The sequence below is a fragment of the Sediminicola luteus genome (assembly GCF_040566555.1).
Taxonomy (GTDB): Bacteria; Bacteroidota; Bacteroidia; order Flavobacteriales; family Flavobacteriaceae; genus Sediminicola.
The window spans coordinates 13,927-29,889 of sequence record NZ_JBEWYP010000006.1; the positions used below are offsets into that span (position 1 = coordinate 13,927).

16 protein-coding genes are annotated in these 15,963 nt (G+C 37.1%); 13 read left to right on the forward strand and 3 right to left on the reverse strand.

Going from position 1 to position 15,963, the window contains the following annotated elements; genetic code table 11:
• Positions 1 to 50 precede the first annotated feature (50 nt).
• Positions 51 to 1,202 (forward strand): DUF3179 domain-containing protein, encoded by a 1,152-nt coding sequence (locus ABXZ32_RS10965; protein WP_354618722.1) that lies wholly within the window; start codon positions 51 to 53, stop codon positions 1,200 to 1,202.
• A 114-nt stretch (positions 1,203 to 1,316) separates the two neighbouring features.
• Here the strand turns inward: ABXZ32_RS10965 and ABXZ32_RS10970 are convergent, their stop codons facing one another.
• Complete coding sequence (locus ABXZ32_RS10970; RefSeq protein WP_354618723.1) at positions 1,317 to 2,657, reverse strand: APC family permease; 1,341 nt, start codon at positions 2,655 to 2,657, stop codon at positions 1,317 to 1,319.
• 490 nt (positions 2,658 to 3,147) lie between these two features.
• Here ABXZ32_RS10970 and ABXZ32_RS10975 point away from each other — a divergent pair, with 490 nt between their 5' ends.
• The 12 genes from ABXZ32_RS10975 (at position 3,148) to ABXZ32_RS11030 (ending at position 13,373) form a co-directional block, all read left to right on the forward strand.
• The gene (locus tag ABXZ32_RS10975; RefSeq protein ID WP_354618724.1) at positions 3,148 to 3,687 is read left to right on the forward strand and encodes an SRPBCC family protein; all 540 of its coding nucleotides are present in this window, start codon (positions 3,148 to 3,150) and stop codon (positions 3,685 to 3,687) included.
• A 131-nt stretch (positions 3,688 to 3,818) separates the two neighbouring features.
• On the forward strand, positions 3,819 to 4,352 hold the full coding sequence (locus ABXZ32_RS10980) for a MepB family protein (RefSeq protein ID WP_354618725.1): 534 nt from the start codon (positions 3,819 to 3,821) through the stop codon (positions 4,350 to 4,352).
• Positions 4,353 to 4,542: 190 nt separating this feature from the next.
• On the forward strand, positions 4,543 to 5,169 hold the full coding sequence (locus tag ABXZ32_RS10985; RefSeq protein WP_354618726.1) for a hypothetical protein: 627 nt from the start codon (positions 4,543 to 4,545) through the stop codon (positions 5,167 to 5,169).
• Between the two features lie 34 nt (positions 5,170 to 5,203).
• A complete protein-coding gene (locus ABXZ32_RS10990; protein WP_354618727.1) occupies positions 5,204 to 5,596 on the forward strand; it encodes a VOC family protein in 393 nt (130 codons plus the stop codon).
• A 531-nt stretch (positions 5,597 to 6,127) separates the two neighbouring features.
• On the forward strand, positions 6,128 to 6,547 hold the full coding sequence (locus ABXZ32_RS10995; protein WP_354618728.1) for a nuclear transport factor 2 family protein: 420 nt from the start codon (positions 6,128 to 6,130) through the stop codon (positions 6,545 to 6,547).
• Positions 6,548 to 6,649: 102 nt separating this feature from the next.
• Positions 6,650 to 7,165, forward strand: coding sequence for a flavodoxin domain-containing protein (locus ABXZ32_RS11000; protein ID WP_354618729.1), 516 nt, complete (start codon positions 6,650 to 6,652; stop codon positions 7,163 to 7,165).
• Positions 7,166 to 7,421: 256 nt separating this feature from the next.
• The gene (locus tag ABXZ32_RS11005; protein WP_354618730.1) at positions 7,422 to 8,351 is read left to right on the forward strand and encodes a TolB family protein; all 930 of its coding nucleotides are present in this window, start codon (positions 7,422 to 7,424) and stop codon (positions 8,349 to 8,351) included.
• Between the two features lie 83 nt (positions 8,352 to 8,434).
• Positions 8,435 to 8,863 carry a hypothetical protein gene (locus ABXZ32_RS11010; protein WP_354618731.1) on the forward strand — a complete coding sequence of 143 codons (429 nt, stop codon included), beginning with the start codon at positions 8,435 to 8,437 and terminating at the stop codon, positions 8,861 to 8,863.
• A 246-nt stretch (positions 8,864 to 9,109) separates the two neighbouring features.
• Positions 9,110 to 9,553, forward strand: coding sequence for a hypothetical protein (locus tag ABXZ32_RS11015; RefSeq protein ID WP_354618732.1), 444 nt, complete (start codon positions 9,110 to 9,112; stop codon positions 9,551 to 9,553).
• A gap of 151 nt (positions 9,554 to 9,704) precedes the next feature.
• Positions 9,705 to 10,343 (forward strand): DUF998 domain-containing protein, encoded by a 639-nt coding sequence (locus ABXZ32_RS11020; RefSeq protein WP_354618733.1) that lies wholly within the window; start codon positions 9,705 to 9,707, stop codon positions 10,341 to 10,343.
• A gap of 100 nt (positions 10,344 to 10,443) precedes the next feature.
• A complete protein-coding gene (locus ABXZ32_RS11025; RefSeq protein WP_408017151.1) occupies positions 10,444 to 11,301 on the forward strand; it encodes an RluA family pseudouridine synthase in 858 nt (285 codons plus the stop codon).
• A gap of 140 nt (positions 11,302 to 11,441) precedes the next feature.
• The gene (locus tag ABXZ32_RS11030) at positions 11,442 to 13,373 is read left to right on the forward strand and encodes a S9 family peptidase (protein WP_354618734.1); all 1,932 of its coding nucleotides are present in this window, start codon (positions 11,442 to 11,444) and stop codon (positions 13,371 to 13,373) included.
• A 42-nt stretch (positions 13,374 to 13,415) separates the two neighbouring features.
• Here the strand turns inward: ABXZ32_RS11030 and ABXZ32_RS11035 are convergent, their stop codons facing one another.
• Positions 13,416 to 14,189 (reverse strand): TIGR03915 family putative DNA repair protein, encoded by a 774-nt coding sequence (locus ABXZ32_RS11035; protein ID WP_354618735.1) that lies wholly within the window; start codon positions 14,187 to 14,189, stop codon positions 13,416 to 13,418.
• Positions 14,190 to 14,195: 6 nt separating this feature from the next.
• Positions 14,196 to 15,458: a putative DNA modification/repair radical SAM protein gene (locus ABXZ32_RS11040; protein ID WP_354618736.1), complete on the reverse strand. Its 1,263-nt coding sequence runs from the start codon at positions 15,456 to 15,458 to the stop codon at positions 14,196 to 14,198.
• Positions 15,459 to 15,963 lie beyond the last annotated feature (505 nt).

A 15,963-nucleotide genomic window follows, 5' to 3' on the forward strand; every position in this document is an offset into this window, starting at 1 on the left:
CCATGGTTTTTTATAATTACTTATAGTTATGACGATTGAAACAATTTACCATGAAGAACACGATTACATTATTTCTGATCTTATCACTTTTGGGATTCCCATTTTGTGAAGTTTCAGCGCAATTAAAAAACCCGCAAAATATCCCCTACACTTGGAAGACTGATACTACTAAACGAAATATTGAGCTTTCCGAAATTACAGTAGCAGTTCCAAGACAGACTTTCCCTACTATTGATTATCCTAATTTTATAGGTAAAGCAGAAGGCCTTGATCGTTTCTATGAGCATGAACCCGTAATTTCAGTTACTATAAATGGGGAATCAAAAGCCTATCCGTTAAACATGCTGACCATGCATGAAATCTCCAATGATAGTCTAGGAGGAATTCCAATTTTACCCACTTTTTGTCCATTGTGCAATTCAAGTGTAGTCTACGATAGAAGATTAGGTCATGGGGGACAACAGTATGTTTTAGAATTTGAAGTATCAGGAATGCTTCGAAATAGTGATATGATAATGGCCGATAAGCAAACTCAAACTTGGTGGCAACAATTGACGGGGATTGGATTAGTTGGAGATTTAAAGGGGGTAGAATTAGATGTTATTCCTTCCATGGTTCTCTCAGTCAAGGATTATTTTAAAAGATACCCAAGCGGAAAAATATTATCTCCAAAAACGGGTACAGCAGCAGAAGAAAGATACGGGACCAATCCGTACACAAACTATGATAGTTTAGGCAATAAACCGTGGGCAAGCTTTTTTGATCAAGATAAATTAGATAATCGCCTTCCTCCGATGGAAAGAGTAATAGACTTGGAGGGTAAAAACAGTTATAAAATATATCCTTTTTCAATCATTGCTAAAATGGGGGTAATCAACGACCGTTTTGACGATAGGAATATTGTGATATTCCATAAAAAAGGAACTATTTCGGTTTTGGATAAATATGAGATCTCAAAATCCAAAGCAATTGGGTCAGCTACCATGTTCTCATCCATTGTAGATGGAAGAACCCTTACATTTAAAAAAGTTGATGACGATTTTATCGATATTGAAACAGGAAGTGTCTGGGACATTACAGGTAGATGCATACAGGGAAGTATGAAAGGAAAGGAATTAGTACCTGAAAGATATAGTAATCACTTTGCTTTTGCATGGCTAGCTTTTCATCCAGAATCAGAAATTTATGGAGAAAAACAATAGTATCTGACCATAGGCAGTACATCATAGTAGCACAAGCCTATCGATTATCCTAGTCCACTATTCATATCCTGAGTGTTACTGGTATTGATTTTTTGTGTTGAGATATTAGTTCCTTTAATGCTTCTTTTTCAATTGGGGCTCAATGACAGGCTTTTTTGACCTCTTCCACCACGCAAAGCCGAAATAGAACAAGGTGGTGACCATAAAGAAAATACCAATAGCTATATATTCATTAAAAGGAACATAGGATAGTACCCAAATTAGAACTACTAACGCAAGAATTGGAACAAACAATCCGCCGGGCACTTTGAACATAGGAGGATTAGCCAAATCTGGCTTTAACCTACTTTTAAACATAGCCAATACTACGCCAAGGTAAATTATTAGAACTGCAGAACTAGACAAGATGGCCAATGTTTTGAAGCCTCCACTTATAGCCATTAGGAACATGATACTACAATATAAAATAATAGCGATATGTGGTGTCTTGTATTTTGGATGAACGCTGCTCAGCACTTTAGGAAGAAATCCGTTTTCTGAAGCAACAAAAGGCAACCTAGATGTAACCATAATATCACCGCCTACTACCGCATACATAGAAACTACTCCAGTAGCAATCAATATCGTGCCACCAATCGGACCTGTTAAGCGAATGGCCACCTCGGCTAGGGGAGCTTCTCTAAATAGGGACAGTTCTGCCCCTAAGACGCCTGTAGCCACAAATTGAATAAGCAGGTAAATGACCAAAATTCCAGCAATTCCCATGAAAATCCCACGTGGAATGGATCTTCCTGGATTTTTCATTTCCCCACTGATATTCAGTGCTGATTCTGAGCCTCCAAAAGCAAAAAAGAGCAATAGGCAAGCAGCGCCAAAAGTAGTAACATCGGGAAGCGCGGTCATAGCCAAATTTTCGGAATTGATGCTGAAAAGTCCTAACAGCACAAGTAGTACTAAGGGAGTAAGCTTTAAGATGGTCAGTATGGCCACCATTCTGACTCCAGATTTCACCCCACGAATATTTATGATGGCAAATACCGCTAAAACAACAAAAATAAAAACCGCTCGAAACCAATACTCGGTAAAGGAAGGAAACCAGATACCCAACATATCTGCCATTATATTTAGAACTGCTGCGTCTGAAAGAATACCATATCCCAACCAGAAGAGTGTATTTGACAAAAAACCTGCTAAAGGACCAAAGGCATCTTTAATCATGGCATATGCGCCTCCTGTACTCGTCTCCTTGCTACCCATCTCAGCAAAGCACAACATAATCAAACCTATCAAAAGGGAGCAAAATAGATAGGCCAGGAAACTCATGGCACCTAAATAACCTGCTACATAGGCAGGCAAAATAAATATTCCGGTTCCGATGGTCAAGTTTATGGCATTGATAGCTAGTGATCCGGCTCCCAATTGCCGTTTTAAACCAGACTTTTCCTTCAAATTCATCCAACAAGTTAAGACATAAAAATTGAAACCCTGGCCTTTGGCCGTGATATTGTTAAATGATGCTTTTTTGATTTGAAGCCATAGGAACAATACCTACTAACAATTCCTAAGATAACTACCTAGCCATTATCCTCTATAGTGCAATATCCTGCTAGTTAATTAATTATAATATCTTTAGAGAAATCAATCTACTCTTCAATGATAAAATTCTTTATAGAGCAGGCCATTGAAAAATCGTCTAGTCGAAATCTGTAACGAATGAACCAGCTTGCCACGCTGAAATAACAATAGACAAGCATGATAATGTTCTTTAGACATTTAAATAAACAACTTTTAACTAAAAACAGAAGATGAATTTAATATCCCACACAATATATCGTTAAGTTTATCAGAATATTTTCCTAGAAATGATACTTTGGATGAACTAATAAGTTCAGGGAAATTCAGAATTATAAGAACATAAAGATTACGAACAAAAAAACAAGAAATAATGAGAATAGTGAAGAAAATAGGAATAGGACTCCTTGTAATTATTGGACTACTATTAATTGTAGCACTTTTTGTGTCGAATGACTTTCATTACGAAAAATCAATTACAATAAACAAACCCATAGAAGAAGTTTGGGAAAACACAAAGAGTCTGAAAGCTATTGACACATGGAGTCCTTGGATGGAATATGACCCAAACATGAAGAAAGAGTTATCTGGAACAGATGGAACAATAGGTGCCAAAGTTACTTGGGAGAGCGACCATGAAAAAGTGGGAAAAGGAAGTCAAACAATCACTAAAATTGACAAACCCAATCTTTTTGCAACAGATTTAAAATTTTACACCCCTTACGAAAGTGAAGCGAAAGGATTTATTGAATTAAAACCAGAAGGCAATAATACAATCGTTACCTGGGGATTTGATAGTGAAATGCCCTACCCGTTTAATTTAATGCAATTGTTTATGGATATTGAAGAAGCCATAGGTGAGGATTTCGATCTCGGATTAACGAAATTAAAACAACTTTCTGAAAACCAATAACGGTTGATATCACCGAAAAATTAAAAACTTAATCTCACCCTACTTCGGATGCCCAAAAACTATAGGGATTCTATTGAGTGTGACATGCAAAAAATAGTGCTCCTTTTTATTAATGGAGCAATAGAAATTAAATGAACAGTAATCTAGCATTAGTAGAAACGGAAGTCTATAAAAAATGTGCACTTGATATTTCGGACTTCAAAATGGAACCTGAAAGCAAGGAGTATGGTGCTTGCCAATATCATCTAGGAGGACGAGAAATTATAAGCAGAACTGCTAAAATCACCCCAAAAAAGGTCGGTCAGTTTGTGACGTTCTGGAAACGAAATGGAGATGGTCCAATCGATCCCTTCGATGAGTCCGATAGATTTGATTTTTATGTGGTAAATGTTCGCGCCAACGAGGAATTTGGACAGTTTGTTTTTCCCAAAACCATACTTCTTAAGAAAGGCATACTCTCAACGGCTAAGAAAGAAGGAAAAAGAGCCTTCCGTGTTTATCCATCTTGGGATATTGTAAAAAGCAAACAGGCAGAACGCACTCAAAAATGGCAATTGGAATATTTCTACCCACTAAATGATTCAACGGATTTATATAGGGTGTTGGGCTTATATAATACCGATGTAAAGGATGGGAAAACGCTAAACACAAAACCCCTTTACTAAAACCACGGCTTGGAGGCTATTGAATGTTTTGGGTATCTTTATAAGAACACAGAATCGCATCCCTTGGGATTTGGACAAAAAAGATAAATCTAAAAAATATGTGGATGCCAATAACTCGACTGCTCCTGGTAGTTGATTAAGCCGACTTGATTTTAGCTGAACCGTTATGCGTCTTTAAAAAGGAAAAAGTATGGAAATAATAAAAGCTCCACTTAGGTTACCAGTTCTGATTTGGAATGTATTGACCACCACTTTTTTTTGGACTACTACCATGAGAATATTGCTAAAGCCTGAAATTTCAACCTGGGGTATTTTCAATTTCGGCGGAAAAGGATTTATGGGAGATTATTGGCTACCTCCCCTCATCGTAATAATTGCTCTACTTGTCTTTTATCTCGAAGGACGTGGCAAATTCAGGATCCTCTATCACATACTGATAATTAGCTGGAACATACTGCTTACAGGACTTATTGCTTATGGCAGCTTACAGTCCAACACCCCAGTTTCGTTCGATACCTGGGGTATCCAAATTTCATTTATTTGGCTTCTAGTTCCATTTATTTTGTTTTTATTCTTGACCATTGCTTTAGTGGTTCAAGAACAAAAAGGAACGCATTTAATTCCATTATTCGATTGGTCAAAGCTTAATTGGAAGCCTCTGGTTATTGCTCTATTACTATTTCCAGTGGCACTGCTGTTTTTTAAGTTAGGCAGTGGGTTTAATTGGCTAGTAAAAATTGCTGTGGCAGCAACCATAATTCAGTGGATCTTACTAACAGAAGCCTTGGGTCGGCCATATGGGAGAAAAACAAAATAAATCGCCAATTTCCAATGAAAAACTAAATAAAACTATGAACTTAAATCAAGTAACTATTCCGTCATTGGATTTGACAAAATCAATTCCTTTTTATGAAAAGTTAGGACTTAAATTGATAGTGCAAGCACTACCGCATTACGCAAGATTTGAATGCCCAGATGGGAACGCCACTTTTTCAATCCATCAAACGGAGGAACTACCAAAAGGAGACGGTATTCATGTATACTTTGAATGCGAGAATCTTGACGAACATGTTGAAAAAATGAAAAGACATGGTATTGAATTTGACCAAGAGCCAACGGACCAAAGATGGTTGTGGAGAGAAGCGAGATTAAAGGACCTGGACGGAAATCAATTGATATTATTTTATGGTGGGGAAAACAGACTGAACCCGCCATGGCGAATAGAAGAAAATAAGCCAGAATAAAAAACACAACACATAAAAAAAAACTGCAAATTCCGCGTCCTTAAAACTCTTTGGACGACTACACCCTAATCCACTAGAAATTACCGAAGCCTGCGACTACCGTAAATGGAATTGGACGTAAAATGTTTAATAGTAATTAATGGTCTGACCAAAGTCATTGCAATTAGATAATAATCTATTGAAATTAGTTCTGAATTTTAAATACCATGGAGGACAGACTAAGCGGAGCTATATGTTTAGTAATAACAAAAAACAGTCTTGCAGTCATTGAAGAGAAGTTTCATCTCATCTATGCCAATCCTTACTCTTATTTATAAATCTATAAGATAATTCAAAGAATATGTAGTGAATATTGGTACGCTCTTAACATTTCGGCCTTTATCCGTGCCTCAAATACTCAAGCGGCCCACGACTCTTTACTGGGCTTTCAATTTACTGTAACATTAATTGTTAGTTACAGAGCAGAAGATCATTGAAACGAGATTCATTAACATTCTTTAATATGAATTCAAATTAAAAAAGCGGACCATCATGAATACTATACATCCAAACGTTGCCGTATTACAACAGTTTAACCCCAACAATATTTCTGCCTCTATCAATATTATCGCTGAGGATATCATTTTCCATTATTATAACCCCATGCTCCCGGACATGCATGGTGATTACCTCGGCAAGGAAGGGTTTATGGAGTTTTTTGGGAAAATAGCAGGTCAAACTAAAGGGACATTCAAGGTCACCCCGCTGTCCATTACTCCAATGGGCAATGAATTAGTGGTTACACATGTAAAAGATAGCATGACTTTAGATGGTCAGCAATTAGTAATTGATGCCGTGGTGGTTTGGCGAATTCTTGATGGAAAAATTAAGGAAGCATGGGATATTCCCGCTGTTTATACCGCTGAAACGATAAACAAGAATAATAGTACCCACACCAAACAAAAAGAATGAAATATAACACGGTAGTAATCGGAGCAGGCCTAGCCGGGTTGATTGCAAAGGGCACCATCATGGCCTATAGAATTATAGTAATCAATAATAAAATCTAATAGTATGAACGGAGCAATTTTTTACTCAGGACAGTACGGCAGTACCGAGCAATATGCTAAATGGATCAGTGAAGCTACTGGATTACCCATATTCAATATCAAAGATACCAATGCCGATCCATCAAAATACGAGTTCTTAATATTGGGCAGTTCTATTATCTATTTTAGGCTGACCATCAACAAATGGACAAAAGCAAATTTGGACAAGCTAGAAGGCAGGTCAAAGGTTTTATTCTCGGTTTCCGGTGCTGGGGCAAGTGCCAAACTCAATAGATGGGTTGCCGCTTCCCTCCCATCTGGGCTTCTATCACAGATGGAGCATGTGCCCCTTCATGGCAAGTTAGACCATAGTAAAGTCAGTTGGTGGATCCGAATCATCTTGTGGATTGGTTCGCTCTTTAACCCTGACCCACAATCAAGAAAGGAAGAACGTGGAGGATTTGACTATATGGACAAAGCCAGTATTGAACCTATCATTAAAATGATCCAACAGATTGAATCTACACAGGCGACAACTTGATCTTAAAGCATAATTAAAAGTGTCGCATCCGAATTTCACAAAGTACAATCAAATCGATGGATCCTTTGGATTTAAAACGAATGCATAAAACCCTGGAATCGTCAATACTTATTCTTACTCATTCTGAATCCCGACCCCGATCCCGATAGCTATCGGGATCGGGATCAGAATTCTATTTGGTTTGTAATTGCTAAATTAGATGTTGAAACACCCAACTCCCCTTTACGGGGAATGTTGGCAGTAAGTAAAACCTAACATGAATAAACATCTAATAATAGTGATCTTGTTTTTGATTGTTTCTTGTAAAGATTCAAAACAACATACTGAATCTCGCAATTCTGCAAAAGAGAGAATTTCATTCGTAACAGATAGGGATGGAAATGCTGAAATCTATTTGATGGATATTGATGGAGGAAATCTTCAAAATTTGTCAAACCATGATTCTCTTGATTTCAGTCCGTCTTGGTCCTCCGATGGTTCAATTCTATATTTCTATTCCAAAAGAGATGGTAATGCTGAAATCTATAGTGTAGATACCACAGGAAAGAAACTAAATCGCTTAACAGATCATCCCTATGCAGATGTGCTTCCTGCTCCCTCCCCTGATGGTGAGTTCGTTTTATTTATGAGCGAAAGAGATTCATTGAGTAGAAATATCTATGTGATGAACAAAGATGGTTCCAATATAAAACCTCTAACCCAAAACAAATTCTACGAAGAAAGTCCAGCCTGGTCTCCCAATGGGCAGAAAATTATTTTCACACGTCAGTTGAGGGACTCTACTGACAATTCTCACGCCGCCAATGGGGAAATACATATTATGGATTCATACGGAAGCAATGTACAAAGACTAACAAATAAGGAGGGTTATGATTCAGGTGCCAAATTTTCTCCAGACGGCCAAAAAATAGCCTTTTACGGGGTAAAGAATAATCATTGGGATATATTCATAATGAATTCGGACGGAAGCAATTTATATAATTTGACGAATGATACAATCGAATGCTACTCTCCTGAATGGTCACCAAATGGAAAGTGGTTGGTCTATACCGCAGGTACAAAAGGAGTATATAATATTTGGAAAATCAACCTCGAAACGAAACAGAAGATACAATTGACCAATACGACCGGAAGAAATGAGGGTCCAGCATGGGGAAAAAATCTCGATTTTATTGCTGAACAATAACAATCCTATTTTTTCGTTTAAAAGCTGAGCATATGATGCAAATACTTATTCTGCATTATAACTAATCACTAAAATAAATTTAAATGAAAATCCCAAATTTTAAACAACTAGGCATATTAACTGCAATGATACTGTTCATTGCTACTTTCACCTCTTGCTCTGATGACGATGGCCCAACCGTAAATATTACGGTCAATGAAGGACCTTCAGGGGATATCGGTGGAGATTTTACAGGAAATGGCGGAAGTGGATCAAGAACAATAACTTGGTCAAACAACTTGGCTACAGCCGACTATAACGCTGATATTACAGCTACAGCTTCAGGAAAATTCCAAATAATAGTTGCAGATGCAAATGGCACTGTGGTCCTTGATAGAAGCCTTAACGGAGGGTCTGAACCCGATAGTATTGACGGAGTTACTGATGCCGGTGAGCCTGGCAATTGGACTGTTACTATTAACCTTGAATCCTTTAATGGAGATGGAAGTTATTCTTTGAGTGCTGGAAATTAAGAGCTATTTCATATTCGCTAACAGACTAAAGGCTACCCATTCGGTAGCCTTTTATATTTTGAAATTTCAGCTAATAACGCGGATCATATTTGACTTGTAGAATCTATAACCGTATAAATTTCACTATTTTTAGTCTTCAGGATATCCTGAAACTGATTTGATTAACCAAAATTACCAAATCACTCTCAATACTAATAGCTGTAGTTTTCTTATTATAATAATCAACTCTAAACCTTATCTAAAACTATGAAAATAAATAGGCTACAATTTTCAATTGATATTAAGGCAGGGAAAACCGAGATTTGGAAAGCGCTCTGGGACGAGAAGTCTTATCGGGATTGGGCCAGTGTATTCTTCGAAGGGTCCTATGCCATCACCGATGATTGGAAAGAAGGCAGTAAGGTTTTATTTCTTTCCCCAGATCAGAATGGCATCTACAGCATCATCAAAAAACACATACCCAATAAAATCATGATGTTTGAGCATCAGGGAAATGTAGTAAATGGAAAGGAACAACCCATAGATGATGAGACAAAAAAATGGTCGGGCACCACAGAAATGTATACGCTTACCGAAGGAACAGACTACAACACCCTTACCGTTGATATAGATGTCCTGGATGAGCATCTCGACTTTATGAAAAACACTTTTCCAAAAGCATTGGAAAAGATAAAAAACAACTGCCTTTGACAAGGCGTTTCTACCATGAATAAGGCACATACATGTAGCTTTTGTACGTAATTACATTCAAAACAAGAATTGCAAGAATTAAAATAAAAACTGTGGGCAAAACTATACAAGAACCTGAAAGTGGTAAAACCTACCGCCTAACACTAATTTAATGAGCAATAAAATTATCTTTTTCATCGGTGTCCTTGGAGTAAGTTTATTTGTTGCTTCTGCAATCATTGGTGGATTACTAATTGAAAATTATAGTGCCACAAGCCAATATATAAGTGAAACCTATGCTATTGACACTGAATACGGAACTAATTTAAGAATATATGGTATTATCCCGAGTGGCATTCTATTGACCATATTTGCTTTTGTAGGAAATAAAATGTTTCCGGCATCCAAGCTAACTAAAATCGGATTTTATGGCCTAGGAATCTTTTATGGTATTGCAACTGTAATGGTTGGTGTCTTTCCCTGTGATAGTGGTTGCAATAAAGAGTTTATAGATCCGAGCATTTCTCAAATTATACATAATATTATAGGGTTCTTAACCTATATATTCGTTCCTTTGAGTATTATCCTTATTGGTCTTGGACTAAAAAAATCACCATTTTACAATAGATTATCAAACCAAGCAATCATCTATGGTATCACAAGCATGCTGTTTGTATATTTATTGTTCTCTAACTCAGATCCTGCATATAATGGGATCTATCAGCGAATTATAGAGTCCGTATTTGTTATTTGGATACTAACCTGTGCATTTAGCATAAAAAACAAAATCCCGGCGAGCAAGAATCTATAATTAAATGTAGCCGACTATCGGCAGGCCACGTGCGTATTATTAAACGCCAGTAAAAATAAAAAGCATTCAAAATTCAACCGAAATACATATTGTACCCATTATCCCTTCCCCAATTCGACTTCAGGAATACGGGGTAGGTATTTTCCTTGCTGCACTCACCAAATCAGCGCTTAAAAAAGTACTTAAGAAAAAATTCATAACCGTTAATGAAGTGATTGCAACTTCTGCCACTTTAATAAATGGAGGTGACCGCATATGCATATCTATTCCAAAAGAAGTCAGTTCGAATAAAAGACTGTTGTTTCCACTAAAAGTTTTATTTGAAGATGATCATTTAGCAGTGATCCATAAGCCTGCGGGAATTTTGGTCAGCGGCAATAGCTTTAAAACCATTGCCAATGCCCTAGTGCAGAACCTGCAACAAAGTAATCTTCCTGATGCAACCAAACCTCAGCCTGTACATAGATTGGATTATGCAACCACAGGTGTTTTATTGGTTGGAAAAACGAGTAGTTGTATTCGTGCTTTAAACAGCATGTTTGAAGACAAAAAGGTTAAAAAAACATATTATGCGGTTACAATTGGTGAAATGAAAGATGGAGGAGAAATCACTTCAGAAATTGACACCAAGAAATCACAATCGAATTATAAGGTATTCAAATCCGTTTTTTCAAAAAGATTCGGTAAACTCAACCTGGTCCAATTGGACCCTAAAACGGGCAGAAGGCACCAATTGCGCAAACATCTGTCCAGTATCGATAATCCGATATTAGGAGATGTAGCTTATGGAACTGAACATTTAATTTTAAGCGGCAAGGGCTTGTATCTACATGCCTATTCGTTGAACTTTATACATCCATTTACCAATAAACCAGTCCATATAAAGGATGAATTTCCACAAAGGTTCAAGAAACTATTTACTTCTAAAATAGTGGAAAATACTGCTGACCTAGGCTAAAATGCATTGTTTAGCATATATACTACAATACAATAGTTTTCGTATATTTATTTGATTCTTAACCCCTTAGCTAGATCTAGTTTGTATCTATATTCAATAAGGGCTTCTAGACTTTGACATTAGCTTGAATCGAATACGTCATGAAAACTCAAAACAAAATATTTATAATTTTTTTACTTTCGGTAGCTTTTCTCGACATGGTCTATAGTCAGAATGTACCACGGCAGTTGATGAAGGAGTTTCCGAGTTGGATTAACGAAAAAGGAGAAAGACCTCATCCAGATGCAAAAATCCTAGAAAATGGTCTTTTTACACATATTGCACCTGTAACAGAACTGTATTCTGATTCAAATAAGAAATTTGCAGGAACACGGGATGGGAAGCTATATTTGCGCAATCAAACCACAGACTCTATAAAAATTTTATTGGAGCCCGACCATGACTGGTATTGGTCAATGTCCAATGCCATGTGGTCTCCTAATGGGATATACCTTGCTTCCAAACAAATAGATGATAGTAAAGTGCCTGAAATTGAAATCATCAAGTCAAATCCAAAAGAAACAATTAAAAAAAAATATAGCCGAGCCGGTGATGCTTTGCCTGAACACCGTTTTTATGTTATCAATGTTAAAACTGGGGACAAGGTTGAAGTTAAGCGTAATGAGAATCTCCCATATATCCATTTATTACAATGGAGCAATGACAGCCAAGAATTGTATTTTTTAATGTCTGATAGATTGTTGAAGGAAGTTCTTCTAATATCTGTTGATGCTAAAACCGGTAAGGAAACCATATTATTATCTGAAACCTCTGACACCTATTTAATTGGACTTGATTTACTGCAAGGATACAGTAAACGACTTATCGACAGTAAACAGGTGGTTTTTCTTGAAGATCGCAATCAATTCACATGGATGAGCGAGCGCAACGGATACAACCAAATTTATCTGTATGATGATCTTGGAAACCTTGTTAGGCCATTGACAACATTTTCAGAAAATAGAATTGTGATTTCCATAGTTGAAATTGACAAGCTGAATGATTGGATCTATTTTAAAGCACATGCAAATAAAAACGACCCTTATGAAATACAACTGTTCAGAACCAATTTGAACAATCCAGGTATAGAAAAAATAACTGATGCTTCGGGAATCCTGGATGTTTTTTTTCAGGAGAGTAAGGACACTTTATGGTTATTTCGGTCACAACTTCCCAAAACGCTGCAAATAGAACGTTACGCTATTGATGGAAGATATATTGATACGCCCTGGCAAGTTGATTCATCAATTATATCCGATAACCAGTTAAATCACGAGTACGAATGGGTCATGGCAGCAGATGGCACCACGCAATTACAGAGTTTAATCTTAAAACCCATGGACTTTGATCCCAACAGGAAATATCCGGTTGTAGAGTATATTTATGGAGCTTCATTCAACAATGTAGTGGTGAGAGACCTACTTAACAATTGGCTTTGGGATATGAACAAGTTGGTACAAGAGGGAATTATTGTTGTATTTATAGATGGTAGGGGCACATCAGAAAGAGGAAAAAAATTTCAGGACTATAGTTACGGGAAATTTGGTCAAATTGAATTGCAGGACCATATTGGAGCTTTAAAACAACTCGGCAAAAAAAGGCCGTATATGGACTTAAACCGAGTTGGAGTATTTGGACATAGTTGGGGAGGTCATTTTGCATTAAGAGCTTTATTGGAGGCACCAGAGTTTTATAAAGCAGGCCATATTAACGCCGCAGCCCTAGATCCTATTGATTTTAGAATTGCAATTGAACCATTCATGGGATGTTTACCTGATGAATGCCCGGAGAAATATAAAAAGTCGGCAATCTCTAATAAATTAAATCGGCTTAAAGCTCCATTGATGATAGTCCATGGAACCTACGATGATGATGTGCCTATTGATGATTCATACAAACTTGTTAGTCAATTGGAAAAGTTGAACTATAACAATTATGAATTTGTTGTTTATGATGGTGCAGACCATATTGTAATGAGAGATAGGAACTGGCTGCCTCAAATGATTAAGTTCTTTATTACCAAATTGAAATGACATAACTCTTGGAGACGCAACCAACCAAAAAAAACCAAAATTTTACCTCAGTTTCTCGCTCAAATATTTCCAATATCGTTTTGGCACATGCCGGACATGAAGTTTCATGTTTTTTCGCGATGGTATATTGGTGCTTTCAAAATAGTCTTGCCATAAGGTCTGGAATTCCAATTCTTCGGCCGCAAAAAAATCTCCGGACGTTTTAGTGGCATCGAAATTTTCTGGTAATGATAGGTTCATAATATCTACCTTCTCCAAATCGTAGAAGAGTCCGTAATTGCGCTTAAGGTCATAGATTACCCATTTTTGGTCCGCATAGCGACGTTTGAAATGGATGGAAATAAGGGGCAAAACATCAAAATCGGGCGATATGGTAGCAAAATACATATCGTCTTTAGTTAATCTGAACCGCACAAAAGCTTCCATTCGATGTTTTTCCCGACCAACACTTTTTGCAATTTGGGTCACTTTTAGTACATCTTGGTCGCCAAAGTCAGAATCAATTGGCATAGTGCTTTTTAATGCAGCTTGTATATAGCGCAACAACAGATTCTCTATCTGATGCTGCTCACTTAAAAATGCATAGTACAAACGAGAGCTTCCAGTCGCCGTCGTTTTCTTTTTAATCCCCTTCCAAACCCTATCTGATTTATTATGATCTGTTAGTACCTCATCGCTGCTACCAAACAACGACTCTTGAGCATGGTTTTTTTTTTGGATATTGACCTGTTTTAATTTCAAATCATAGACCTGAAATACGCACGTCAGAAATCCATCAAAAGTGCCATCGTAAACGAGTGTGATTTCTTGAGGCACCAACATCTATTCAAATAAATTCAATTGTGAACTCAAGACTTTTTGATATTTACTCGTGGAGTTTTGAAGAATAAGTGATTTAAGTTGCGGTCCTGTTAAATCCCGACGCTCAAAATCCCTTGATTCGCAGATTAGAAAATATTTTGCCCTGTTCAATGCCACGCCCATTCTGTGCAAATGTTCCCAATTGAGACTGCGAAAGCGTCTAGCCTCTATAATTTTATGAACAGACTTCATTCCCAGTCCTGGAACGCGTGCCAACATTCTTTTCTCGGCCCTGTTCACATCTACTGGAAATTGATCTAAATTACGAAGGGCCCAACCTAATTTTGGATCTACATCCAAATCGAGATTCTGGTGTTCATTGTTCAATATCTCATGAACCTCAAACCCATAAAAGCGCATCAACCAATCCGTCTGATATAAGCGGTTTTCTCGGAGCATTGGAACATCTGTTCCAATTTGCGGCAAACGTGGATCATAACTGATCGGTATATACCCAGAATAATAAACGCGCTTCAAATTAAAGTTTTTGTAGAAGTAATTGGAAGTCCACATTATCTGCTGATCACTTTCGCCACTGGCGCCAATAATCATTTGTGTACTTTGACCCCCAGGCGCAAACTTTGGTGTGCTCTTAATAATGTCCTTTTCAGATTTATAAAGGATAATTTCATTTTTAACTTTCACCATTGGATTTATAAAGTCTTCCCTCTTTTTCTCGGGTGCCAAGAGTTTTAAACCTTCTCTTGTCGGAATCTCAATATTAACACTCAACCTATCGGCATAGAGACCAGCTTCCCTCATTAATTCATCAGAAGCTCCCGGAATTGATTTTAGGTGGATATATCCATTGAAATTTTCTTCCAACCGCAGCTTCTTCGCAACTGCCACCAAGCGCTCCATTGTATAATCTGCACTTTTAAAAATTCCAGAACTCAAGAACAAACCTTCTATATAATTACGACGGTAAAAGTTAATGGTCAAGTCTACCACTTCCTGAACTTGAAATGCAGCTCGCTTTATGTCGTTACTTTTTCGTGTGACACAATACGCGCAATCGAAAATGCAATAATTGGTCAATAAAATTTTCAACAAGGATACACAACGACCATCTTCTGTATACGAATGACAGATACCCATCCCAGTGGCATCACCAAGACCCTTGCTAGCATTACTTCGCTTACTGCCACTGGAAGCGCAGGATACATCATATTTAGCGGCATCTGCGAGTATTTTTAATTTTTCTTGCGTTCGTTCAAAGGACATAAATGGGGTGATTTTGTGAACTTTATTTGTAATAATTCACCGATGATAAAGTAAGCAGTGTTTGCAATAATTATGCCAATCCACATAAAAAACAAACCTTCCCTCCCACTAATACTTAATCATTGGCAAGTCGCTATAAAATTTAGTTTTGTTATATGCCCCTTCAAATTTTAGGCCATGTCCTATCCTTAAATCAAGGATAGATGACAAGAGTCTTTAACTTAAAATATAATGGCACTAAGGGTCTTCATATATGATGTAAAGAATGGTATAATACGTGGTTACAATTGCCCCTTCACAAACCTTTAAAATAATAGACAAGAAATTCCATTTTATTTCTTCTTCACTACCTCTCTCTTGAACTATACACGGAATAAATGTAAAAACATAGGTAATAACACACCTTTTAAAATTGAACCGATTAACTAAAATCGGTTACAACGTTTCTACCCCCCTAATTAGCCTATTTACTGTAAATCAAAAATTTTCGCAATTATAATCCGAC